Here is a 23,643-nt window from a genome sequence, read left to right as displayed (position 1 = left end):
TATTCAAGTCATTAGATGCCTATAAAAACAGATGTTCGTGGAGCCTCGCCGATGAAATCCTATGAAGTCAATTTTGACGGTCTAGTGGGGCCGACCCATAACTACGGCGGTTTGTCCTACGGCAACGTCGCGTCCCAGAGTAACAGCCAGCAAGCTTCCAACCCCAAGGAAGCGGCGTTGCAGGGCCTGCAGAAAATGAAAGCGCTGATGGACATGGGCTTTGTGCAAGGCGTGCTGGCGCCGCAGGAACGCCCGGACGTGGCTGCCTTGCGCAACCTCGGCTTCAGCGGCAGCGATGCCCAGGTCATCCAGCACGCGGCCAAGCACGCCATGCCATTGCTGGTCGCCAGCTGCTCGGCGTCGAGCATGTGGGTGGCCAACGCCGCCACCGTCAGCCCGAGCGCCGACACGGCGGATGGCCGCGTGCATTTCACCGCCGCCAACCTCAACTGCAAATACCACCGCAGCATCGAACACCCGACCACCAGCCGCGTATTGGGGGCGATGTTTGCCGATGCGAAACACTTCGCCCACCACGCCGCGTTGCCGGCGGTGGCGCAGTTCGGCGACGAAGGCGCGGCCAACCACACACGTTTCTGCCGTGACTATGGCGAGGCCGGCGTGGAGTTTTTCGTGTTCGGCCGCAGCGCGTTCGACACCCGTTACCCGGCGCCGCAGAAGTACCCGGCGCGCCAGACCCTCGAAGCCTCCCAGGCCGTCGCCCGCCTGCACGGCCTGAAGGAGGCTGGTGTGGTCTTCGCCCAGCAGAACCCGGCGGTGATCGATGCCGGCGTGTTCCATAACGACGTGATCGCGGTGGGCAATGGCGAAATGCTGTTCTATCACGAGGACGCGTTCCTCAACACCGAGACGATGCTTGCCGAGTTGCAGGCCAAGTTGGGCAAACTGGGCGGCAACTTCCAGTCGGTGTGCGTGCCGCGTGCCCAGGTCAGCGTCGAAGACGCGGTGCGTTCCTACCTGTTCAACAGCCAATTGCTGACCCGCGCCGACGGCTCGATGCTGTTGATCGTGCCGGAAGAGTGCCGCGCCAACGCACGTGTCTGGCAATATCTGCAAGGTCTGACCGCTGCCGGTGGTTTGATCCGCGAGGTCAAGGTCTTCGACCTCAAGCAAAGCATGCAGAACGGCGGCGGCCCGGCGTGCCTGCGTTTGCGCGTGGCGTTGAACGAAACCGAGCTGGCGGCGGTGAACCCAGGGGTTATCATGACCGCGCCGCTGTATGAAACGCTGACCCAGTGGGTCGACAAGCACTACCGCGACAGCCTGCGCGAAAGCGACCTGGCTGACCCGCAATTGCTGCTTGAATGCCGGACGGCATTGGATGAACTGACGCAAATCCTTAAACTGGGCGCGGTATATCCTTTCCAGATCAATTAACGCCACACGGCCGAGAGCTATTTATGAGCACCGATACCCTGCAACTGATCCTTGAAGACACCGACGGCACCCAGCTGCAAACCTCCTGCACCCGCGTTGCCGTGATCTGGCAGGGCAAGGAAGTCTGGATTCAGCACGACGGCCGTGGCCAACTGCTGATCGGTGTGGACGTGGAAGAAGGCGACGCCGAGTACGCCAACCTGCTGATGCGCCCACTGGCCACCAACCTGATGAGCCTGCAACTGGAAATGGAACCGGCCGACGTTGAGGGTGATGACGACGATCACGTCCACGGCCCAGGCTGCAACCACTAAGGAAGCTGCTTATGCTCGCCCTCGGCAAACTCCTTGAACTGACTCTCGCCGGTCGTGAACCGGCGCAAAAAATTCAACTGACTGTCGACGGCGTGCAGATGCGCTGGCTCAGCGAAGGCGCGCTCGAAGTGCGCCCGCCGCAAGCGCGGGACAACGGCAGCGACGTGCTGCTGTCGTCCGGCATCCACGGCAACGAGACCGCGCCGATCGAATTGCTCGACCGCCTGTTGCATGGCATCGCCCGTGGGCAGATCAAACCCCGCACCCGTATTCTGTTCCTGTTCGGCAACCCCGAGGCCATGCGCCGCGGCGAGCGTTACCTCGAACTGGACGTCAACCGGCTGTTCAACGGCCGTCACGAAAAAAATATCGGCCCTGAAGCCATGCGCGCCGCCGAGCTGGAACAATTGGCCCGCAGCTTCTTCAGCCTGCCTGGCCGCTCGCGCTTGCATTACGACCTGCACACCGCCATTCGTGGTTCGAAGGTCGAGCAGTTCGCCCTCTACCCGTGGAAGGACGGGCGCCAGCATTCGCGCCACGAACTGGCCCGCTTGCGCGCCGCCGGTATGCAGGCGGTGCTGCTGCAGAACAAAGCTTCGATCACCTTCTCCGCCTTTACCTATGAACAACTGGGCGCCGAGGCCTTTACCCTGGAATTGGGCAAGGCGCGGCCATTCGGGCAGAACCAGGATGTGGACGTGTCGCGCCTGGAAACCCGGCTGACGCAGATCATCGAAGGCACCGAGCCGGACACCGGCAGCCTGGATGGCCTGCAGCTGTTTGCCGTGTCCCGCGAAGTCATCAAGCACAGCGATGCATTCCTGTTGCACCTGCCGGCGGACGTGGAAAACTTTTCGCCGTTGGCCCAGGGCTATCTGCTCGCCGAAGACGTCGCCAAGACCCGCTGGGTGATCGAGGAGGAGGGCGCACGCATCATCTTCCCGAACCCGAAGGTGAAGAATGGCTTGCGCGCAGGGATATTGATCGTGCCGACCACGGACGCCGGGCTGGCATAGATCTCAGCCTTAACCGGATCCAAATGTGGGAGGGGGCTTGCCCCCGATAGCAGAGTGTCAGTCAGCTCATCTGTAGCTGAGACACCGCCATCGGGGGCAAGCCCCCTCCCACATTTTGTTTTGCGGTGTTGCTTAAACTGCTACGGCACGCGGCTCGCTGCGGCGGATCGCACGTACCTTGTGCAAGGTGTCGGCACAGGTACGCGCCGCTTCCTGGCCTTTGTGTACGAAGTGATCATGGAAGAAGGCGTGGTGCTCGCTGCCAGCGTGGAAGTGGTGCGGGGTCAGAGACACCGAGAACACCGGCACTTCGGTTTCCAGCTGAACCTGCATCAGGCCGCTGACCACCGATTGGGCGACGAATTCGTGGCGGTAGATGCCGCCGTCCACCACCAGGGCCGCGGCGACGATGCCGGCGTAACGGCCGGTCTTGGCCAGCAGCTTGGCGTGCAGGGGCATTTCAAAGGCGCCGCCGACTTCGAAGAAATCGATGTCCGATTCCTGGTAACCCAGGGCGATCATTTCGCTGAGAAAGCCTTTGCGCGATTGGTCGACAATATCCTTGTGCCAGCAGGCCTGGATAAACGCGACGCGCTCGCCGTGATGGTTTTTGCTTTTGCTGTCGATTGCGGTGGGTTGCATGTTCTGACTCCTGTTTAAGAAAAAAACAGGGCGTTATGAATCGAATGGGATTTAAGGGTACGAACAGCTGGGTCATGCAGGCATGAACTCAGCGCGCGGCCCTTTTGCGCCAATCCCGTTCTCTCTTCATCCGGACTATGACCGTCGGCCCCGGGATCACACCGGGTCTGCTGACCTTGTCGCCGTCCTGCCGGAGCAGTTCGAGGCGCCAAGCGCTCGCGGGCTATGCACATTGCGCGCAATTACCGCCGGTGGGGAATTGCACCCCGCCCTGAGAACGTTGCCGCCAGAACCCTGGCGGCGGAGAGTTTTTAACATGGTTTTTCAGAAACTGCACGATTGCCGTATCGATAGCCTATATCGGTTTGTTTGATTGATATTCGATTGACGCAGCATAGGGCTTGATATTCCGTGGCTTTACCCGCAGTAATCGTCAGTACGAAAGAACGCCCAACCCATCAGAGGCCAGTTTGATGACCGTGATAGACCTGCGCAGCGACACCGTGACCCAACCCACCCCCGGCATGCTCGATGCGATGGCCAGCGCCGTCAGCGGCGATGACGTGTATGGCGAAGACCCCAGCGTCAACCGCCTGGAGGCGGAACTGGCCAAACGCCTGGGGTTCGCCGCGGCGTTGTTCGTGCCCACCGGCACCATGAGCAACCTGCTGGCGTTGATGGCCCACTGTGAGCGCGGCGAGGAATACATCGTCGGTCAGCAGGCCCACACCTATAAGTACGAAGGCGGCGGCGCGGCGGTGCTGGGTTCGATCCAGCCGCAACCACTGGAAGTGCAGGCGGACGGTTCCCTGCACCTGGATCAGGTGCTGGAAGCGATCAAGCCCGATGATTTCCACTTCGCCCGTACCCGCCTGTTGGCGCTGGAGAACACCATGCAGGGCAAGGTGCTGCCGCTGGAGTACCTGGCCAGGGCACGTGCGTTTACCCGTGAACATGGCCTGGCCCTGCACCTGGACGGCGCGCGGCTCTACAACGCGGCGGTCAGGCTCGAGGTGGACGCGCGGGAGATCACCCAGCATTTCGATTCGGTGTCGGTGTGCCTGTCCAAGGGCCTGGGCGCGCCGATTGGCTCGGTGTTGTGCGGCTCCACGGCGCTGATCGCCAAGGCGCGGCGTTTGCGCAAGATGGTCGGCGGCGGCATGCGCCAGGCCGGTTCCCTGGCGGCGGCGGGGCTGTATGCCCTTGACCATCAGGTGCAGCGCCTGGCCGACGACCACGCCAACGCCCAGTGGCTGGGGGATGAACTGCGCAAGGCCGGGTATGCGGTGGAGCCGGTGCAGACCAACATGGTCTACGTGCAGCTCGGCGACCGGGCGCAGGCCCTGAAGACGTTTGCCGCCGAGCGCGGCATCAAGTTGAGCGCCGCACCGCGCCTGCGCATGGTCACGCACCTGGACGTGAGCCGTGCGCAGATCGAGCAAGTGGTGCAGGCATTCGTCGAGTTTTCTCGGAAATGACCGTGCAGACTGTCTAATTGACTGTTTCTATCACATAAACACGCTGTACCACCGGCAAAGGGCCGATATAATGCGGCCCTTTGCCGTCGCTCCGTCTGATGATGTTGCGCACTGGCCTTTGGCCTCAGACTCCGTGGAAGAACCTAATGAAAAGCGCAGAAATCCGTGAAGCCTTCCTTCGCTTCTTCGAAGAGCAAGGCCACACCCGTGTCGCCTCCAGCTCCTTGATCCCAGGCAATGACCCCACCCTGCTGTTCACCAACGCGGGGATGAACCAGTTCAAGGACTGCTTCCTGGGCCAGGAAAAGCGCGCCTATACCCGCGCGGTCAGCAGCCAGAAATGCGTGCGCGCCGGTGGCAAGCACAACGACCTGGAAAACGTCGGCTACACCGCCCGTCACCACACGTTTTTCGAAATGCTCGGCAACTTCAGCTTTGGCGACTATTTCAAGAAAGACGCGATCAACTTCGCCTGGACCTTCCTCACTGGCGTGCTGAAACTGCCGAAGGAAAAGCTCTGGGTCACCGTCTACGCCAGCGATGACGAAGCCTACGACATCTGGACCCAGCAAGTCGGCGTGCCGCCTGAGCGCATGGTGCGTATCGGCGACAACAAGGGCGCGCCTTACGCCTCCGACAACTTCTGGACCATGGGCGACACCGGCCCGTGCGGCCCATGCACCGAGATTTTCTACGATCACGGCGCCGATATCTGGGGCGGCCCACCGGGTTCGCCGGAAGAAGACGGCGACCGTTACATCGAGATCTGGAACAACGTGTTCATGCAGTTCAACCGCACCGCCGATGGCGTGTTGCACCCGCTGCCGGCACCGTCGGTGGATACCGGCATGGGCCTGGAGCGGATCAGTGCGGTGATGCAGCACGTTCACTCCAACTACGAGATCGACCTGTTCCAGAGCCTGCTGGCCGCTGCGGCCAAGGCCATCGGTTGTGCCAATGAAGACCAGGCATCGCTCAAAGTGGTGGCTGACCACATCCGTTCCTGCGGTTTCCTGATTGCCGACGGCGTGCTGCCGTCCAATGAAGGCCGCGGCTACGTGCTGCGCCGTATCATCCGTCGCGCCTGCCGCCACGGTAACAAGCTGGGCGCCAACGGCAGCTTCTTCTACCAGATCGTCGCGGCGCTGGTCGCCGAGATGGGCGCAGCCTTCCCGGAACTCACCCAGAACCAGGCGCACATCGAGCGCGTGCTCAAGGCCGAAGAAGAGCAGTTCGCCAAGACCCTGGAACAGGGCCTGAAAATCCTCGAGCAAGACCTCGCCGGCCTGCAGGGCAGCGTGGTGCCGGGCGATGTGGTGTTCAAACTCTACGACACCTACGGTTTCCCGATGGACCTGACCGGCGACATCGCCCGTGAGCGCAACCTGACCCTCGACGAGGAAGGTTTCGAACGCGAGATGGAAGCCCAGCGCGTGCGCGCCCGTTCCGCCAGTTCCTTCGGCATGGACTACAACAGCCTGGTCAAGGTTGACGTGGCCACCGAGTTCACCGGCTATACGGCCACCCACGGTTCGGCCAAAGTGATCGCGCTGTATAAAGACGGCCAGTCGGTCGACGTCCTGAATGAAGGCGATGACGGCGTGGTGGTCCTGGACCGGACGCCGTTCTATGCCGAATCCGGTGGCCAGATCGGCGACTGCGGTTTCCTCAAGGCGTCTTCCGGTCGTTTCGATGTGCGTGATACCACCAAGACCGGCGGCGCATTCCTGCACCACGGCGTATTGGCGTCGGGCAGCCTGATCGTCGGTTCGCCGGTGGACGCCCAGGTGGACGCCGACGTGCGCCACGCCACTGCGCTGAACCACTCGGCCACCCACTTGCTGCACGCGGCACTGCGCCAGGTGTTGGGCGAGCACGTCCAGCAGAAGGGTTCGTTGGTCGACAGCCAGCGCCTGCGTTTCGACTTCAGCCACTTCGAAGCGATCAAGCCTGCGCAGATCAAGGCCCTGGAAGACATCGTCAACGCCCAGGTGCGCAAGAACACCGCGGTGGAAACCGAGGAAACCGACATCGAGACCGCCAAGGCCAAGGGCGCGATGGCGCTGTTCGGCGAGAAATACGGCGACAACGTGCGCGTCCTGAGCATGGGCGGCAACTTCTCGGTGGAACTGTGCGGTGGGATCCACGCCAACCGTACCGGCGACATCGGCCTGCTGAAAATCATCAGCGAAGGCGGTGTGGCGTCCGGTGTGCGTCGTATTGAAGCGGTAACCGGTGCTGCGGCCCTGGCCTACCTCAATGCGGGTGAAGAACAACTCAAGGAAGCGGCCAGCCTGGTCAAGGGTAGCCGTGACAATCTGATCGACAAACTGTCCGCCGTGCTGGAGCGCAACCGTGCGCTGGAGAAACAGCTGGAACAGTTGCAGGCCAAGGCGGCCAGCGCGGCGGGCGACGATCTGTCGGCTTCCGCCCAGGACGTCAAGGGCGTGAACGTCCTGGCGGCGCGCCTGGACGGCCAGGACGGCAAGGCGTTGTTGGCCTTGGTCGATCAGTTGAAGAACAAGCTCGGCCGCGCAGTGATCCTGCTCGGCAGTGTCCATGAGGATAAGGTCGTTCTGGTTGCCGGTGTAACCAAAGACCTGACTGGCCAACTCAAAGCCGGTGATTTGATGAAACAAGCCGCTGCGGCAGTGGGCGGGAAGGGCGGTGGTCGTCCGGACATGGCACAAGGCGGTGGTGTAGACGCCGGTGCCCTGGACGCGGCCCTGGCCCTGACCGTGCCGTTTGTCGAGGCTGGCATTTAAGGCGCTGTGAATGAGCCCGTGGTCTAGTCGCGGGCTCGCTCGGTTGCTGGAAGATTGGTTTATTGGGCGCCCCTTTACGGGCTGAGGCGGCTTAGAAATGGCTTTGATCGTACAGAAATTTGGAGGCACCTCGGTCGGCTCTGTCGAAAGAATCGAGCAGGTCGCCGACAAGGTTAAGAAATTCCGCGATGCCGGCGACGACCTCGTCGTGGTGCTGTCGGCCATGAGCGGCGAAACCAATCGCCTGATCGAACTGGCCAAGGCTATCAGCGGCGATCAACAACCGCTGCCGCGTGAGCTGGATGTGATCGTGTCCACCGGCGAGCAGGTGACCATTGGCCTGCTGGCCATGGCGCTGAACAAGCGCGGTGTGCCGGCAGTGTCCTACACTGGCAGTCAGGTGCGTATCCTCACCGACAGCGCGCACACCAAGGCGCGCATCCTGCAGATCGATGATCAGAAGATTCGCGCTGATCTGAAGGCCGGTCGTGTGGTAGTTGTCGCCGGTTTCCAGGGCGTCGATGAGCACGGCAATATCACCACCCTCGGGCGTGGCGGTTCGGACACCACCGGTGTGGCCCTGGCGGCCGCGCTCAAGGCTGACGAATGCCAGATCTACACCGATGTGGATGGCGTCTACACCACCGATCCGCGCGTGGTGTCCGTGGCCCAGCGCCTGGACAAGATCACCTTCGAAGAGATGCTGGAAATGGCCAGCCTCGGTTCCAAGGTGTTGCAGATCCGCGCGGTGGAATTCGCCGGCAAGTACAACGTTCCGCTGCGCGTATTGCACAGCTTCAAAGAGGGTCCGGGTACCCTCATTACTATTGATGAAGAGGAATCCATGGAACAGCCGATCATTTCCGGCATCGCTTTCAACCGCGATGAAGCCAAGCTGACGATCCGTGGCGTGCCAGACACCCCGGGCGTGGCATTCAAGATCCTCGGCCCGATCAGTGGCGCGAACATTGAAGTCGACATGATCGTGCAGAACGTTTCGCACGATAACACCACCGATTTCACCTTCACCGTTCACCGCAACGAGTACGAAGCGGCCGAGCGTATCCTGCAGAACACTGCGAGCGGGATTGGCGCGCGTGAAGTGGTCGGCGATACCAAGATCGCCAAGGTATCGATCGTGGGTGTGGGCATGCGTTCCCATGCCGGCGTTGCCAGCCGCATGTTCGAGGCCCTGGCCAAGGAAAGCATCAACATCCAGATGATCTCCACCTCGGAAATCAAAGTCTCGGTGGTGATCGAAGAGAAGTACCTGGAACTGGCTGTACGCGCACTGCATACCGCTTTTGAGCTGGACGCTCCGGCCCGACAGGGCGAGTGATGCAAGGCCAGGAAGGCGCGGTTTACCGCGCCTTTCATTTTTTTGTAGGGCGCATGTTGTTTTGCGTGGGCTCGACAATACTTAGCTGGTAGGGCTATGGCCGCTGAGCCGTAGGTCGAAGGCCTTTTTTTGCAGACTGTTGTTCCTGAACTGAAGTGCGTGAGGTGAAAGGTATGTTGATTCTGACTCGTCGTTGCGCAGAAAGCCTGATTATTGGTGATGGAGAAATCACCGTGACCGTGCTCGGCGTCAAAGGCAATCAAGTGCGTATTGGGGTAAATGCTCCGAAAGAGGTAGCGGTCCACCGCGAGGAAATCTATCTGCGGATCAAGAAAGAGAAGGACGAAGAACCAAGCCTTTAATTTTTATCGTTTTTTATGTTTGCAAACGGGGATGAACGTGGTTAATATACGCCCCGTGTTGCGGAGAGCTGGCCGAGTGGCCGAAGGCGCTCCCCTGCTAAGGGAGTACACCTCAAAAGGGTGTCGGGGGTTCGAATCCCCCGTTCTCCGCCATTATTTGCTTAGTACGTTGCAATCTGGATTTATCGATAAGTTGTTGAAATTAATCGAAAAAATCGCTTTACATAGAGATTGAACGGCCTATAATGCGCGGCAACAAATGCACTCGTAGCTCAGCTGGATAGAGTACTCGGCTACGAACCGAGCGGTCACAGGTTCGAATCCTGTCGAGTGCACCATTTAAGAGTCAGTTGCAGTAATGCAGGTGATTCGGTTACAACCAGTTGTGATCTGGTCTAAAAACACAATCTGCACTCGTAGCTCAGCTGGATAGAGTACTCGGCTACGAACCGAGCGGTCACAGGTTCGAATCCTGTCGAGTGCACCATACAAACAAAAAGCCCGCCTAGTGCGGGCTTTTTGCCGTCTGGGGTTTGTAGGATTAAACCTTTTCTTCTCGCGCCATGTGTTTTCCATTCGCGTGGCAGCGTCGCAATTCATAGATGCGGCCAATTCTCAGCTTTGGCTCGCAAGCGCTTGTTCTTACCAGTTTTTTGACGTTAAAAGCGGCGGGCGGTGTATCATTGCGCCCGTCAGCCCCGCCGGGGCTTGTGGAACACCTCCATGGACTTACCCAGTAGTTACTCAGTACCCCGTTTTACCAATCATGAATTGACTGATTGATCCTTCCGGCGTGCCCCGCTGCTGGGAGTGGAGTTCGCCTATGACCGAAGTAGAAGTAAAGAAAACACAAGAAAGCCTGCAGGATCGCCTGGCTCAAGTCATTGAGCTGCTGCAGCGCCAGCGCGTGGTCGAAGAGCTCACGCACCGCCAGGAAGGTCCGCACCACGACCGCGTCGAAAACCTGGTTCATCGGCAAAACCTCGTCGAGTTGCAACGCAAGCTCGATGATCTGCACTCCGCCGACGTCGCTTATATCCTTGAAGCCTTGCCGCTGGATGATCGACTGACCCTCTGGCAGTTGGTCAAGGCCGACCGCGACGGCGACATCCTGCTCGAAGTATCCGACTCCGTCCGTGAAACCCTGATCGCCGACATGGATGATCACGAGCTTCTGGCCGCGGCCCGGGAGATGGACGCCGACGAACTGGCCGACCTGGCCCCCGAGCTGCCCCGTGATGTTGTCCATGAGCTGATGGAAGCCCTCGACAGCCAGCAGCGTGAGCGCGTGCGCTCCGCGCTGTCCTATGACGAGGATCAGGTCGGTGCCCTGATGGACTTCGAGATGGTCACCATCCGCGAAGACGTCAGCCTGGAAGTGGTACTGCGTTACCTGCGCCGCCTGAAAGAGCTGCCAGGGCACACCGACAAGCTGTTCGTGGTCGACTACGAAGGCATTCTCAAGGGCGTGCTGCCGATCAAGCGCCTGCTGGTCAACGACCCGGAGAAGAAGGTTGCGGACGTGATGGCCAGCGATCCGGTGGGTTTCCATCCGGATGAAGACGCCTACGACGCCGCCCAGGCCTTCGAACGTTACGACTTGATCTCGGCCCCGGTGGTCGACAAGAACGGCAAGCTGATCGGCCGTCTGACCATCGATGAAATGGTCGACCTGATCCGTGAAGAAAGTGAAACCGAAGTCCTCAACATGGCGGGTCTGCGTGAAGAGGAAGATATTTTTGCCTCGGTCTGGCGCTCCCTGCGTAACCGCTGGGCGTGGCTGGCCGTAAACCTGATCACCGCGTTCATCGCTTCGCGGGTGATCGGGCTGTTCGAAGGTTCGATCGAAAAGCTGGTGGCACTGGCGGCGTTGATGCCAATCGTTGCCGGGATCGGCGGTAACTCCGGCAACCAGACCATTACCATGATCGTGCGCGCCATGGCGCTCGACCAGGTCAATACCGGCAACACCTCGCGCCTGATGCGCAAGGAGTTGGCGGTGGCGCTGATCAATGGCGTGGTGTGGGGCGGGGTGATCGGGATCGTGGCCTACTTGCTGTACGGCAGTTGGTCGCTGGGGGTGGTCATGACCGCCGCCATGACCCTTAACCTGCTGTTGGCGGCCTTGATGGGGGTGCTGATCCCCATGACCCTGGCACGCCTTGGGCGCGACCCAGCCATGGGCGCCAGTGTGATGATTACCGCCATGACCGACAGCGGCGGCTTCTTCATCTTCCTTGGCCTGGCGACGATCTTCCTGCTCTGACCCCTCGCGGCGGGGGCAACCCAGCCCCCGCCCAGTACTGCCTTCCCGAATTGCGCGCAAAAAAAAGCCAGCACATGGCTGGCTTCGGCTTTCAGGAACAAATCATTCGGCTTCTGCGGCCGCCTCAACGTCGTGCGCAATAAGCGAGACAAGGGCATTTTGCTGGCGATGGGAGAGCTGACGAAAACGCTGCAGCAGTTCGCGTTCGTGCAGTGACAGCTCAGGGCTGTCCAGGCGCATGCTTAGCTCTTCGCCCAACGCACCTTCCTGAATGAGGCTCTGCTCCAGGCGCGCGATGATTTCGGAGTTCATGCTGCGGTGATGATTGCGAGCCACCTCGGCAATGCGTTCCCGCATTCCGTCTGGCAGACGTACGACGAACTTGTCAGCCGTACGGCTGGAATAAATTGCCTGTTTCAATGGGCGCATATATTTAACCGGTTAGTTCAGGGGAGCGGTTATTGGAATTGGCCGCAAGATGAGTGTTAAGACAAGGCTCACGACCAAAGTTCAACCTGAATTGCAAAGAGGCCGCATCATGCCTCAGTTTTGCCGGTTCCTTGGCGTCAATTCTGTGACAAATATTGAACTGCCTAAAGGCTTTATGCCAGTACTGATTTGCTTTTTTGCGGACTGGTTGGAAAACTTTTTTGCGAGCGATCGTCACAATTCATCGTCCCGCAAGCCGTTGCTGCCAAGGGGTTTGGGGCGCATATCGTATCGTGATATGGCCTTTTGCCCTTGTTTTTAAGACTAGTGGCAATTTGCCGATTTGCTAGTGCGAGGCGACATAAGGTAGGTGTGCCAGCGAGCGAAAATCAGCGCAGCACGGGGTCGAATCTGATTCGGCGGCCGACGATCAGCGTCAACAGCAGGAAGCTGCCGAACACGACGCTGGTGATGAGGGCGGTGGTGCGAGCGTCCTGGGACGAGGTAGACATGCCCAGCACGGCAGTCACGACGGTCAGGCACAAAAACAGCCAGGCGGCTTTGGACATGGAAGGCTTCCTCAGAAAACCCAGTGTTCAGTTGCGGGCGCGGCCTGAGTGCTTTGGGCCAGGCGCACGGGCGATTGCGGGTTGGCCGTCATCACCGCCAATTGCGGACGTTGTTGCAGATGATGCGGCACGGGCTGGCGGATCTGCGCGGTGTCATCGCTACCGTTCGACTGAAAATGAAACATCACCAGTGCGGCCAGGGCGATGGTATTGAGAGCCAACAGAAGGGTGCTGTTCATCGTCATCTTCTCCGCAACGGGTCCAGCCGAATGGTTTTGTAGGAGAAGTATTGCAGATGCCGTGCCAATGTTTTATTTCAATAAAATCAATGGTTTGAGTTTAATCTAAACAGCGCTCGGGTTGCAATTTGCAATGCTGGCATTTTGGTGTAGTGCATTTTGCACGATGGCCTCGGATGCCCGGGTTTGCTGGGCGAAACCGTGATCCGTGGCGCAAGCATTGGCTTACACTCAAAAAGCCCACGGACGACATGACAAAACCCACCTCGGCCGTTAACATGCACGCCGTCCGTCGCAGCGCCGTTGGCCCGATGGTTGTCATTTGTCCCAGTAGCTCAATTGGATAGAGCATCCCCCTCCTAAGGGGAAGGTTGGCCGTTCGAACCGGCCCTGGGACACCATACAAATAAAGCCTCTCGCGCCGATCCACTGCCAGCTCATTTTTCCCCGTGACAGCAGGATGACAGCAACAAGGCCAACAAAAAGCCCCGCCGGGTATTGCTCCGGCGGGGCTTTTTTGTTTTTGAATGGGCGACTCACTTAATCAGGGTCCAACGGTGAACCAGGGTTACACTCGTTCGTTTGCTCGTCGAGAGATGCTCGACTGCACCCGTCTACCGCCCATCGAGGAGGTCGAGTGAAGTCATGCAGGCCAGTCTTGCTCACATCATGAACAAATAGGCCATGAGCAAAACGCCAAGAATTGCAGTAATGACATTGATGCCAGGGCCGGTATTGACGCTGTAGCCAAGGGGGATCTCAACGGGTTTGAGGGTCTTGACCACCTTTTTGTATTGCCAGGATGACCAGCAGGCAACCCAGGAGCCCAGCATCAGGAAGGCCAGCCCGATCCAGAACGAAAAATGTTTTCCGGGAGAGCCCGGAGCGTCCGGTTTCAGCATCTGGAGCAGTAGCCCGGATCGTTCAATCACAAAGCCAAATGCCATCAGCGAAAGGCTGGTTCGGTTCCATGCCAGCAACGTGCGCTCGGCGGCAAAGAACACGCGCGGATCGTTCAGGTCGGACATTGAGATTTCCTTGTTCACACAGCTTTTGAAACGACGCCGCGCAGAATAGCTTTAAACAAAACCACTCGACGTGTCCGTTGATAGATCCAGCTGTTGGAATCAACGCACATATGCCCAGCGTAGCGTCCCGTGCTTGGCGCATAGCCACAAAATCGGCTGCGCCAATGCCCTCGTGCACGTGAACGCTATGGTTTTTTTGCTCAGCAACGGTTACAGGTTTGGATGCCCAGCAACCTGTACAAAGGGCAGAAACGGAAAATACCGGTAGCCAGTGGCACTAAGCCGATCCAGCCCCACCAGCCGATCACGCCCGACAGACTGAGGCCAATGAGAACCAGGCCGACGACAATGCGCAGGCTACGGTCAATGGTTCCAAGGTTCGCTTTCATGACGATCTCCCGATCAGTGGTTGCGCCGGGTCTCCAGCGCAGTAAACAACAACATGCCGGCCAGCATGGCCAACATGAACACGATTGCTTGCCAGCGTCCTGTCAGCAGAATTGCCACCGCAGGGCCTGGACAGATGCCTGCTATTCCCCAGCCGATGCCGAACAGCAGGCTGCCGCCGATCAGGCGCGGGTCCAACTCACGCTTGGTCGGCAGTTGCATTGGCTTTCCCAGCAGCGAGCGGGATTGGTGGCGCGCCCAGGTCAGCGGGCCAATGGCGACGCCAATCGCCCCGATCATGACCAGCGCGAGGGAAGGGTCCCAGGCACCGGCCAGATCCAGGAATGCCAATACTTTGCTCGGGTTGGCCATGCCTGCCAGCAGCAGTCCCAGGCCGAACAGCAGGCCAGCAATGAATGCGGTCAGTTTGTTCATATCCAGGCTCCCAGCAGATGACGCAGGACAAATACGCTAAGGAAACCGCTGAACATGAAGCAGGCAGTGGCGACCATCGATCGCGGCGAAAGGCGCGATATGCCGCACACGCCGTGGCCGCTGGTGCAACCTGAACCGTAGCGTGTACCGATACCCACCAATACACCGGCGACGATCAGCCCGACCCCGCCGCTCTTGAATTCAATCGGCGGCAGCGCGGCGAACAAGCCCCATAGAAGCGGCGCGACGAGCAGGCCGAGGAGAAACAGCGCTTTCTCACCCGCACCTTCGCTGCCCCGTTGTAAAAGACTGCCGATCAAACCGCTGATGCCGGCGATACGCCCGTTGGCGACGACGAAAAGGCTGGCCGCCAGGCCAATCAATGCGCCGCCTGCAAGGGATGACCAGGGAGTGAAGTTGAGCCAGTCGATATTCATGAGGCTTCTCCAGCGCAAAATTGTTGATACAAGGTTTGAATGACTGCCAATGCCGCCGGGCTGCAGATGCGATAGAACACCTGCTTTCCTTCTCGGCGCGTATCCACCAGGCCTTCGCGGCGCAGCACCGCCAACTGCTGAGAAAGCGTCGGTTGTTGTATCCCGAGCAGCGACTCCAGATCGCCGACATTGCGCTCGCCTTGGGATAGCTGGCAGAGCAGGATCAAGCGATCCGGATTGGCCAGAGCCTTGAGGAATTGGCTGGCAGCATCGGCGTTGGCGTGAAGCCGCTGGAGATCTGATTCGAGCATACGTTTGATCACTAATTGTTCAGTTGGTTAAATTATAGTATATAAAAATAATAAGTGTATACCGGCGCTGATCTGAATTCGTCACTGGCAGGAGAGGTCGATGGGTAAGTCGGGGGCTAAAGGCGGAGCTTGGGTCGGGCGCGGAGCGCCGGAGAAGGTCGGACAGTCGGCCCGCGTAGCGCTTGAGCACGTATTGATTGCGCTACAAGCTGAGATATCCGACCGCGTGTGCGATTGCGAAAGGGCACCGAATAGATGCCCCCTGTGCGAACGACGTTGTTAAAACGTCGCCTTGACCTGTAACCCCGCCGCCAGCGCGTTGTCACGCTTTTTGCCGGAGAACGCGCCGGGCTCGATGTAGTACTGCAGATCGGGGCGTAGTAGCAGCCAAGGTGTGACCTGTGCGCCGTAGTTGAGCTCAAGCATCTGCTCGCCGTTGTCGAGGTTGGCGATCATTTCGGCGTCTTCGAGGTTGGTCGCCTTGGCTTCTTGCACATCCCGTGTGCGCGAGTTGAGCACGGCGCGCCCATAGCCAAAAGAGATGGAGTCGTTCGGGCGGCTCGCGAAAGGCTTTTGTTTGACCAGGCCCACCGAGTACCAGCGGCGCATCGGCGAGGTCGCCGCGTTGCTGCTGGCCGCTTGGCCGAAGAGGCGTAGTACGCTTTGCGGGTCTTGCTCATCCCGCCAGATGGCTTGGTCAATCAACACATAGGCGCCGGTACGGTTGTCGCTCTTTTGCGTACTGCCGATCTTGGGGGCGTTGGAGGTGTCGTAGTACCAACCGACTTTGTATTGGCCGTTCAGGAAGGCGTTGTTATTGAAGATCGCCTCCAGTGGCAAAATCGCTCCCGTAGTGCCGTTGCTGGGCATGGAGAACGCTTTGGACGAGCGCGTGTTGTATTCCGGGTTGACTTGGAATACGGCGGTTTGCAGCGTCAGCGACGGGTTGACATCGTAACGCAGCTCGCCGCCCCAATGTGCTGTCGGGTAGTTGCCCCAGCCGCTGCCGCTCGACATGGTCAGTGGGTGTGCACAAAAACCGGCGCTCACAAAGTTGCTCAAGATGGGCATACCACCGAAATCGGTGCCCATCACCATGAAGCCGAGTTTGGTGGAGAGGTCCGGCGAAAACAGGTTGCGTTGATAACTGAACTCGGTCAGCCGGGTGTATTCGCCGCCATAGTTTTCTTGGGACGACAGGCGGTTTCCAAGCAAGTCTTCGGTGGCGCTGTGGCCGCGACGGTCGTTAACGAGTACTTGCACCCGTCCCGCATCAGGGCTGTCGAGCAATTTACTCAGATCAAACTGGGCGCCTATGCGTATTTGTTGTGAATAGCGGGTGCCGCGCTTGATCCCGCCATGCAAGTTGGAAATCGTTTCGGAACTGTAGTCACCGGTCAGTTTGATGCCCTTGTCGGTCAACTTTTGGCGTTCACCGCCCCAGTCGCCAGTGAGTGTAGAGCGGTTCATCAGATCGTCGGCCAGTGCCGGGGATGGGGCGAAAAGGCATAGGGACAAACCGCTGCACAGGCTGCTGGTCAGCATGGCGCGGAAAGAAAAAAGCATTTGGATGTGCTCCGTTACAGAGAAAGTGGGGGAATAGCTCAACGGTCCGCGTTGTTTATCGGTTGCACCGTTCTTTTGTGACTTGGAAAAATAACCCCCGTAAACGGGGGTTATTTTCATGCAGTGGCAACTAACGCATTACGGCTTGATGTTGTCCGGCAATGCATAAGCGATGATGTAATCACCGACGTCAGGCGAATGGCTCATGCCGCCGGCGGAGATGACCACGTACTGCTTCCCGGTGGTGGGCGACTGATAGATCAGTGGGGCGGCAACTGCGCCAACCGGCAGGCGGGCTTTCCAGACTTCTTTGCCGGTGGCCGAATCGAGCGCGCGCAGGTAGTAGTCCTGGGTGCCCGCAAAGAACACCAGACCAGAGGCTGTCGACGTCGGACCGCCGAGCGTCGGCATGCCCAGCGGAATCTGCAGGTGTGTCTTGATCCCCAGCGGGCCGGTGTCCTGCACGGTGCCCATGGGAACCTGCCAGAGCAGTTTCTGCGTATTGAGATCAATCGCACTCATGCTGCCGAAGGGCGGGGAGTTGCACGGCACGCCCAGTGGCGACTGGAGAATGTCGATTTTCACGCCGCCATAGATACCCGCGACTTGCGGGCGAATGGTGCCCATGAAACCCGGCACTTCATCGGTCGACACCTTGAACTTCTTGGTTTCTTCCTTGGTCACCAATGACATCCGCAGCGGCATCCGCATGTCGTTGACGAACATCGTGCCGGTGTTCTCATCGATGGAGATGCCACCCCAGTTCATCCCGCCCAGCAAGCCAGGCCATTCGATGTACGGCTTTTCGGTTGGCGGCGTAAACGGCCCCGCGTAAACCGAATCTTTGAACATGATCCGGCAATACAGTTGGTCGAATGTCGACACGCCCCACATCGACTTTTCAGTCAGTGGGTCGGCCCCGATCACCGGCATGCCGGCCGAGTACGGTTGCGTCGGCGACAAGTGTTCGCCTTCTGCCGCAGGAGAAGTCGGAACGGCACGCTCCTGCACCTCGGTGACCGGCTGGCCAGTACGACGATCCAGCACAAAAATCTGGCCGGTCTTGGTGGTCTGGATCAAGACCGGGGTTTTCACGCCTTGGGCATTCTTGATGTCATAGAGAACCGGCTGCGATGGCAGATCGTAATCCCATACATCATGGTGAATGAGCTGGTAGACCCATTTGGCTTTGCCGGTCGAGGCATCGACTGCCACGACGGCCGAACCAAATTTTTCTTTGACGGCGTTGCGATCACCGCCCCAATAGTCGGGCGGGCCATTGCCGGTCGGCAAGTAGACCAGGTTCAGCTCTTTATCGTAGGTCGGGATCGTCCATACGTTAGGTGTTTCCAGCGTGAACTGGTGATCGGCCGCGGTCGGGTCGGTGCCTTCGGGCGCGCCGACGTCCCATGCCCACACCAGCGCACCGCTCAGCACGTCGAAGGCGCGCACGGCGCCGGAAGGTTCGCCTGCCACAATATCGCGTACCCAACCGCCCACCACCGTGAGGTGGCCCATGACCACAGGCAGGGAGGTCGGGTGGTAGCGCTTGCTGTTCTCGGTCGGGCCCATGCCTTTCTTGAGATCGACGTAACCGTTGTCACCAAAACTCTGGCACAAGGCGCCGGTGTGCGCGTCAAGTGCAAACAGGCGGGCATCCACCGACGACACCAGAATACGCTGGCGACATTGCTGCTGATCGGTATACGAGACCTTGACCGCCGCGCTCAGGCTGTCGTCTTTATCGATGTCGTAATAGCCCACGCCACGGCACGTCACATGCTCTTCGCTTTTGGCGTGAGGGTCGAACGTCCAGATCGCCTTGCCCGTATCGCCATCCAGCGCGGTGATCAGGTTTTCCGGGGTACACGAATACAGCACGTTGCCGATCTGCAGCGGGGTGTTTTCATCAACGCCAGCGCCGGCGCCGGTGGTCCTGCGTCCGGTTCGGTAGGTCCAGGCTACTTGCAGGTCCTTGACGTTTCCCGGCGTGATCTGCGTGTAAGGCGCAAACCGCGTCCCTGACGCATTGCGCCCGAAGAACTCCCAGTTTTCAGGTGCGCTGGCGGGGCTCGTGGCCTTGCTCGAGTCAGTCGCGGCCACAGGGTTCGAGATCCCGCCGTGCGGGTAGAACGCTGCAATGAAGGTGGCGATCAAGGCCAGGAATACGGCGAAGCCGAATCGGTTCGCCGTGCGCCGGGTGCTCAAGGCTGTTTCCGGGAATGCGGCACCGACCCACAAGCTGAGGGTCAGGAGGATCGCCGGCACCACCAGGCGCGGCAGCAGTTGCCAGTAGCTGAGCTGACCCACTTCGTAGAACGCCCACACACAGGTGGCGAGGAATACGACGACGGAGAGGGCGATGCCGATAGGTTTACGCAAGACAAACAGTGCCGCCAACAACAGATAGGCGAGGCCAGCCAGCAAGTAATAACTCGACCCGTCGAGTGCTACCAGCTTGAATCCGCCATAAATCAACGCCAGTGCCACGGCAAAAACAAGCAGGGAAAACAGTCCCCTTGCAATAGTGCTCATTGAGGATCTTCCAGAGTGAGATCGATGATCGTCTGTCATATTTGTATATGCTCAGTTGGGGAAATACGTAACGGCTTGCGCTATTTACCAACAACTTGGCCGAATATTGAGTTCGGCCTTTAGTTGGCCGGGTGCGGTTCTTCCATGATCCCGATAGGCTGGCTTGCCGACGGCAAGCGAGCTTTGGAAATCAGCGTAATAATTGGCCATCCCCGTATTCCTGGTCTGGATGCCGACACTCTTTCGCCCCAGCCCTCCACGTTGAAAGCGCCGTTCGATAACGAACGGGATGCTTAATAGAGGCTGATTGAGTTTCGGCAGGAGGGATAACGAAAACGTTGGCGGCTGTATTACGCCCGCTTGACGATTGTCCACGTGCTCAGTCGCGAGTGAATCGTTCCGAAGGCTCTGTCGGCCTTGTTCGGGTTACATGCTTTACTCCGACTGATTCGCTGGTTAATCGCGGTGGATTAACGCGTAGACCAGTCTATAGCGCTGGTTTTTTGGATAAATCCATAAGACTGGAAAACAATGTTGATAAAACAGTAACAATTCGCGGCGATACGCATCGGCGACGCCGGCGTGCGGGTAATCATGTGCAGGCGTGGCGGTGGGCTTTTGGGGCGTGCTCGGTCTTTTCAACACTCGGTCGAACCTTGCGTGTGATCGAGGTTCACAGGTGGTGCGGCGAGTATTTCGCGCAACCTTGTACCTTGTGTGTCACCCGGTAGCGTCTGAGCTGTAGTCCATCGTTTTCACACAAAATATTCCCCGGAAACAGCGCCTGGTGCCTGTCCGGACCCGACCCCCGGGACTATCATGCCGGTAGCCCTGACCCTCACTGCAAGGAGCCGCTCGGAACGCCGATGCGCCAGATCTGGAAATCTTTTCGAGCCCTTTATTTCGCCTCCTTGATGATGCTGATCGGCTCCGGCCTGCTCAGTACGTACCTGGCCTTGCGCCTGGCGGCCGACAACGTCGATAGCCTGTGGGTCGGCGCGCTGATGGCGGCCAACTATTCCGGCCTGGTACTGGGCGGCAAGATCGGCCACCGCCTGATCGCCCGGGTCGGGCATATCCGCGCGTATGCCACCTGTGCCGGGATCGTCGGCGCGGCGGTGTTGGGCCATGGCCTGATCGACTGGCTGCCGGCCTGGATCGTGCTGCGGGTCATCGTGGGCCTGGGGATGATGTGCCAGTACATGGTCATCGAAAGCTGGCTTAACGAGCAGGCGGACGCCAAGCAGCGTGGTGTAGTGTTCAGCGGCTATATGATTGCGTCCTACCTTGGCCTGGTGCTGGGGCAGTTGATCCTGGTGATGCATCCCCAGCTCGGCCCCGAGTTGCTGATGCTGGTCGCGCTGTGCTTTGCCCTGTGCCTGGTGCCGGTGGCGATGACCCGGCGCATTCACCCGGCGCCCCTGCGTCCGGCGCCGATGGAGCCACGCTTCTTTATCCAGCGCGTGCCGCAGTCGTTGAGCACGGTGCTGGGGGCGGGGTTGATCGTCGGTTCGTTCTACGGTTTGGCGCCGCTCTATGCGTCCCAGCAGGGGCTGAGTACCGAGCAGGTCGGTCTCTTCATGGGTAGCTGCATTTTTGCCGGGTTGGTGGTGCAGTGGCCGTTGGGCTGGCTGTCGGACCGTTACGATCGCGCACTGTTGATTCGCTGCTTCGCCCTGTGCCTGGCGGTGGCGGCATTGCCGTTGGCGATCCTGAGCAAGGTGCCGCTGGAAGTGCTGTTCGTGGCCGGGTTCCTGTGTTCGCTGGTGCAGTTCTGCCTGTACCCGCTGGCCGTGGCGTTTTCCAACGACCACGTCGAAGGCGATCGTCGGGTATCGCTGACGGCCATGCTGCTGGTGACCTATGGCGTGGGCGCCAGTATCGGGCCGTTGCTGGCCGGTGTGGTGATGAAGCTGTTTGGCAGCCAGATGCTGTACGCGTTTTTCAGCCTGTGCGCGCTGATCCTGGTGTGGCGTATCCGGCCTAAAGCGGTGACCAACCTGCATCAGGTCGACGATGCACCGCTGCAGCACGTGGCAATGCCTGACAGCATGTCCAGCTCGCCGCTGGTGGCTGCCCTCGATCCGCGGGTCGATGAGCAGATGGTGCAGGAGCAGATGCAGACGGCGGTTGTCGAGCCCGAGCCTGAAACCGACGCGGAATCATCGGCGGATGAGCCGCTCTTCGAAGGGCCGCCGGAACCACCGGGCCCGGATGAGCATCCCCACGGCCTGAGCAGGGCGCGCCCCTGAATGCAAAAACGGGCAGATCCCCAAAGGGTCTGCCCGTTTTTTATCGCGATCTGAATGCTTAAAAATCGTCGTCTTTGTCGAAGCGTCGTGCTTCGCGTTGCAACTGGTACACAAAACGCTCGACCTGGCGCTGCACCAGGCCGCTCATGTTGTGGAAGCGCACGCCGGCGAAGGTGGTGTTGATCTTCTCTTCGAAGTGCAGGTAACGCAGTTCGACCGAGGTGGTCATGCTGCCAAAGGGCAGTGCGGCGATAAAACGGTCGTAGACCTGGCCCAACTGCAGGCGCTCGGAAATATCGCCTTCAAAGCGCAATTTGCAGCCGGTGGCGGAGATATCCAGCAGCTTGCCGCTGACCGGCGCCTTGAGTTTCTCGCCGCCCAACTCGATATTCACCAATTGCGCGAGTTTCAGCGCGGCGCGGAACGCATTGCGGCGCTGATGGTAGACCACTTCGTCCGGCATGTTGCCGCTGTAGATACGGTGGCCGCCTTTTTCGCTGATGCTCAGGGTGCCGTTGCTTTCCCAGGCAACGCGCACGCCGTCGTGAAAGCCTTCGATGCGGAAGGGTTCGCCATTCTCAAGGTAGCGTTCGCCGTCGCGGGGGATCATTTCGTCCAGGGCCAGGGTCTTGCTGTCCCGGTCGACGTCGACCAGGTAGCTTTGAAAGCGCTGGCTGCGTTCATGGAAGGTGATGATCAGCGGGTCATGGCTTTCTTGCAGCATGCGCAAGGTGCCAGCGATTTCCAGAGGCGTGGTGAACACCTTGGGTGGCTGCGGAGCTTCTTCCGCATTAAGGGCGTTGAACACGGTTCTTCCATCTCCAGACAATATACGACTACACGCAAGAACCATCATTTTGCCAGTATGTCGCACGCCTTGGATAGGGCGCACGTTAAACCGACGTCAGGCTTGGCTGCGGGTGCTTGGCTTGACCATGCGCGAGGTAGAGCCTTGGGCGTTATACAGGGCCGGAGGTTCGCCGCCATGGAGTATGCGCAACTGATTGGCGGTCGTGGCTTGCTGAAGCTGGATCGACTGACCGTTGAGCAGGTTGGCTTCCTGACACTGGGTGAGTAATTGATTGAGTTCTTTGCTCTGGGCCAGCAACTGATCGCCGACCGAGGAATGACTGGCCAACTGAGCGAGGCCGTCTTGATCTGCCGGTAGGCCGAGGCTGACGAGAATCTGGCTACGCTTCTTGCCGTGCTGTTCCAGCAGGACAATCAGCGACTGCTTGCGCGCCAGGATTTCTTCCAGCAGCGGCATATCCCGGCCATACAGGGCCAGGGATTCTTCTTTGAGCAGCTCGAGCAATTGTTGCGTCGGCGCCAGATCATCAATGATCAGTTGAAGCAGATTTTCGTCGTGGTGCATGGCTGGCCTTGGGTTTTAAGCGTCCAAAAGCCTGGCGCAGGCCTTTGCCTAGCGCTCGGCTTCGAAGTTAAGCAGCTTGCTGGCTACACGGTTGCTGTCGACTTTATAGCTGCCATCGGCGATTGCCTGTTTCAATTCGGCCACACGGGCTTGATTGACGACAGGTTGATCGCGCAGCGAGTCAGTGACCTTCTGCAACTGTTGAGCCTCATTGCTCAGGTGTACGGATTCCCCGCTTTGGCTGGCGCCGGCCTGTTCCGCTTTGGCGGGCAGAGGCTGGGCCTTGGCGTCTACGCTGTCCTTGGTGCCGCTGGTGCGCGTAGTGCCTGGCAAAGCCGGGGCGTTATTCAAACGGCTGAAATCGATGACCATGATAAAAAAACCTCTGGGTATTTGGACGCTTGCCATGGTTTCGGCCATACCCGGACAAACTTTAGGCGCGATTGACAATAAACCTGCATGCACGAACGTCAGGCGTACAGTGTAGGAAAAGCTGGCGT

At 59.3% G+C, this 23,643-nt stretch carries 23 protein-coding genes, 4 tRNA genes and 1 riboswitch; of the genes, 13 read left to right on the top strand and 14 right to left on the bottom strand.

Features of this window, described 5'->3' with window-relative positions:
* The first annotated feature begins 51 nt into the window (after window positions 1-51).
* Genes astB through astE form a run of 3 tightly spaced genes read left to right on the top strand, consistent with a single transcriptional unit; the run spans window position 52 to window position 2,728 of the window.
* On the top strand, window positions 52-1,398 hold the full coding sequence (gene astB / locus C8K66_RS29025) for an N-succinylarginine dihydrolase (protein WP_017849208.1): 1,347 nt from the start codon (window positions 52-54) through the stop codon (window positions 1,396-1,398).
* 23 nt (window positions 1,399-1,421) lie between these two features.
* Complete coding sequence (locus tag C8K66_RS29020) at window positions 1,422-1,712, top strand: hypothetical protein (RefSeq protein WP_017849207.1); 291 nt, start codon at window positions 1,422-1,424, stop codon at window positions 1,710-1,712.
* An 11-nt stretch (window positions 1,713-1,723) separates the two neighbouring features.
* The gene (gene astE, locus C8K66_RS29015; RefSeq protein ID WP_017849206.1) at window positions 1,724-2,728 is read left to right on the top strand and encodes a succinylglutamate desuccinylase; all 1,005 of its coding nucleotides are present in this window, start codon (window positions 1,724-1,726) and stop codon (window positions 2,726-2,728) included.
* A gap of 132 nt (window positions 2,729-2,860) precedes the next feature.
* On the opposite strand, the gene C8K66_RS29010 is transcribed toward astE, so the two are convergent.
* Window positions 2,861-3,370 (bottom strand): 6,7-dimethyl-8-ribityllumazine synthase, encoded by a 510-nt coding sequence (locus C8K66_RS29010; protein WP_017849205.1) that lies wholly within the window; start codon window positions 3,368-3,370, stop codon window positions 2,861-2,863.
* A gap of 113 nt (window positions 3,371-3,483) precedes the next feature.
* A riboswitch (FMN riboswitch) is annotated at window positions 3,484-3,653 on the bottom strand.
* A 190-nt stretch (window positions 3,654-3,843) separates the two neighbouring features.
* On the opposite strand from C8K66_RS29010, the gene ltaE reads away from it, so the two are divergent.
* The 8 genes from ltaE to mgtE all read left to right on the top strand — a co-directional run bounded on the left by ltaE (window position 3,844) and on the right by mgtE (window position 11,580).
* Window positions 3,844-4,848: a low-specificity L-threonine aldolase gene (gene ltaE / locus C8K66_RS29005; protein ID WP_108526647.1), complete on the top strand. Its 1,005-nt coding sequence runs from the start codon at window positions 3,844-3,846 to the stop codon at window positions 4,846-4,848.
* A 146-nt stretch (window positions 4,849-4,994) separates the two neighbouring features.
* The gene (gene alaS, locus C8K66_RS29000) at window positions 4,995-7,613 is read left to right on the top strand and encodes an alanine--tRNA ligase (protein WP_046382329.1); all 2,619 of its coding nucleotides are present in this window, start codon (window positions 4,995-4,997) and stop codon (window positions 7,611-7,613) included.
* A 97-nt stretch (window positions 7,614-7,710) separates the two neighbouring features.
* Window positions 7,711-8,952: an aspartate kinase gene (locus C8K66_RS28995; RefSeq protein WP_017849202.1), complete on the top strand. Its 1,242-nt coding sequence runs from the start codon at window positions 7,711-7,713 to the stop codon at window positions 8,950-8,952.
* Window positions 8,953-9,125: 173 nt separating this feature from the next.
* A complete protein-coding gene (gene csrA, locus C8K66_RS28990; RefSeq protein ID WP_003175645.1) occupies window positions 9,126-9,314 on the top strand; it encodes a carbon storage regulator CsrA in 189 nt (62 codons plus the stop codon).
* Window positions 9,315-9,376: 62 nt separating this feature from the next.
* Window positions 9,377-9,467, top strand: a tRNA-Ser gene (locus C8K66_RS28985).
* A 108-nt stretch (window positions 9,468-9,575) separates the two neighbouring features.
* Window positions 9,576-9,652: transfer RNA gene (locus C8K66_RS28980), tRNA-Arg, on the top strand.
* A 72-nt stretch (window positions 9,653-9,724) separates the two neighbouring features.
* A tRNA-Arg gene (locus tag C8K66_RS28975) sits at window positions 9,725-9,801 on the top strand.
* Between the two features lie 336 nt (window positions 9,802-10,137).
* The gene (gene mgtE / locus C8K66_RS28970) at window positions 10,138-11,580 is read left to right on the top strand and encodes a magnesium transporter (RefSeq protein WP_046382330.1); all 1,443 of its coding nucleotides are present in this window, start codon (window positions 10,138-10,140) and stop codon (window positions 11,578-11,580) included.
* 102 nt (window positions 11,581-11,682) lie between these two features.
* Here mgtE and C8K66_RS28965 read toward each other — a convergent pair whose 3' ends face one another.
* From C8K66_RS28965 to C8K66_RS28950, 3 genes are all read right to left on the bottom strand, one after another.
* On the bottom strand, window positions 11,683-12,009 hold the full coding sequence (locus C8K66_RS28965; RefSeq protein WP_017849200.1) for an Arc family DNA-binding protein: 327 nt from the start codon (window positions 12,007-12,009) through the stop codon (window positions 11,683-11,685).
* A gap of 389 nt (window positions 12,010-12,398) precedes the next feature.
* A complete protein-coding gene (locus C8K66_RS28955) occupies window positions 12,399-12,578 on the bottom strand; it encodes a PA3371 family protein (protein WP_017849199.1) in 180 nt (59 codons plus the stop codon).
* A gap of 11 nt (window positions 12,579-12,589) precedes the next feature.
* Complete coding sequence (locus tag C8K66_RS28950) at window positions 12,590-12,817, bottom strand: hypothetical protein (protein ID WP_108526646.1); 228 nt, start codon at window positions 12,815-12,817, stop codon at window positions 12,590-12,592.
* A gap of 324 nt (window positions 12,818-13,141) precedes the next feature.
* On the opposite strand from C8K66_RS28950, the gene C8K66_RS28945 reads away from it, so the two are divergent.
* A tRNA-Arg gene (locus tag C8K66_RS28945) sits at window positions 13,142-13,218 on the top strand.
* A gap of 261 nt (window positions 13,219-13,479) precedes the next feature.
* Here the strand turns inward: C8K66_RS28945 and C8K66_RS28940 are convergent.
* From C8K66_RS28940 to C8K66_RS28905, 7 genes are all read right to left on the bottom strand, one after another.
* Window positions 13,480-13,845 (bottom strand): YidH family protein, encoded by a 366-nt coding sequence (locus C8K66_RS28940; protein WP_046382334.1) that lies wholly within the window; start codon window positions 13,843-13,845, stop codon window positions 13,480-13,482.
* Between the two features lie 200 nt (window positions 13,846-14,045).
* Complete coding sequence (locus tag C8K66_RS28930) at window positions 14,046-14,234, bottom strand: DUF2892 domain-containing protein (protein ID WP_017849187.1); 189 nt, start codon at window positions 14,232-14,234, stop codon at window positions 14,046-14,048.
* A gap of 13 nt (window positions 14,235-14,247) precedes the next feature.
* Window positions 14,248-14,667 (bottom strand): DUF6691 family protein, encoded by a 420-nt coding sequence (locus C8K66_RS28925; RefSeq protein WP_017849186.1) that lies wholly within the window; start codon window positions 14,665-14,667, stop codon window positions 14,248-14,250.
* Complete coding sequence (locus C8K66_RS28920) at window positions 14,664-15,104, bottom strand: YeeE/YedE family protein (RefSeq protein ID WP_046382335.1); 441 nt, start codon at window positions 15,102-15,104, stop codon at window positions 14,664-14,666. Before C8K66_RS28920 ends, C8K66_RS28925 begins: the two co-directional genes overlap by 4 nt.
* Window positions 15,101-15,415: a metalloregulator ArsR/SmtB family transcription factor gene (locus tag C8K66_RS28915; protein ID WP_046385196.1), complete on the bottom strand. Its 315-nt coding sequence runs from the start codon at window positions 15,413-15,415 to the stop codon at window positions 15,101-15,103. The genes C8K66_RS28920 and C8K66_RS28915 overlap by 4 nt, the downstream gene beginning before the upstream one ends.
* 279 nt (window positions 15,416-15,694) lie before the next feature.
* Window positions 15,695-16,981 carry a carbohydrate porin gene (locus C8K66_RS28910; protein WP_108526645.1) on the bottom strand — a complete coding sequence of 429 codons (1,287 nt, stop codon included), beginning with the start codon at window positions 16,979-16,981 and terminating at the stop codon, window positions 15,695-15,697.
* A 138-nt stretch (window positions 16,982-17,119) separates the two neighbouring features.
* Window positions 17,120-19,516 carry a membrane-bound PQQ-dependent dehydrogenase, glucose/quinate/shikimate family gene (locus tag C8K66_RS28905; protein ID WP_256591111.1) on the bottom strand — a complete coding sequence of 799 codons (2,397 nt, stop codon included), beginning with the start codon at window positions 19,514-19,516 and terminating at the stop codon, window positions 17,120-17,122.
* Window positions 19,517-20,382: 866 nt separating this feature from the next.
* On the opposite strand from C8K66_RS28905, the gene C8K66_RS28900 reads away from it, so the two are divergent.
* Window positions 20,383-21,768, top strand: coding sequence for an MFS transporter (locus C8K66_RS28900; protein WP_057005513.1), 1,386 nt, complete (start codon window positions 20,383-20,385; stop codon window positions 21,766-21,768).
* Between the two features lie 58 nt (window positions 21,769-21,826).
* Here the strand turns inward: C8K66_RS28900 and C8K66_RS28895 are convergent, their stop codons facing one another.
* The 3 genes from C8K66_RS28895 to flgM all read right to left on the bottom strand — a co-directional run bounded on the left by C8K66_RS28895 (window position 21,827) and on the right by flgM (window position 23,515).
* Window positions 21,827-22,576, bottom strand: a complete 750-nt coding sequence (locus C8K66_RS28895) for a flagellar brake protein (RefSeq protein WP_017849177.1) — start codon at window positions 22,574-22,576, stop codon at window positions 21,827-21,829.
* Between the two features lie 96 nt (window positions 22,577-22,672).
* Complete coding sequence (locus tag C8K66_RS28890; RefSeq protein ID WP_057005512.1) at window positions 22,673-23,143, bottom strand: flagella synthesis protein FlgN; 471 nt, start codon at window positions 23,141-23,143, stop codon at window positions 22,673-22,675.
* 48 nt (window positions 23,144-23,191) lie between these two features.
* Window positions 23,192-23,515 carry a flagellar biosynthesis anti-sigma factor FlgM gene (gene flgM, locus C8K66_RS28885; RefSeq protein ID WP_017849175.1) on the bottom strand — a complete coding sequence of 108 codons (324 nt, stop codon included), beginning with the start codon at window positions 23,513-23,515 and terminating at the stop codon, window positions 23,192-23,194.
* Window positions 23,516-23,643 lie beyond the last annotated feature (128 nt).

The organism is Pseudomonas sp. GV105 (assembly GCF_003058185.1).
Lineage (GTDB): Bacteria > Pseudomonadota > Gammaproteobacteria > Pseudomonadales > Pseudomonadaceae > Aquipseudomonas > Aquipseudomonas veronii.
This window is presented reverse-complemented; position numbering and strand designations above follow the sequence as displayed.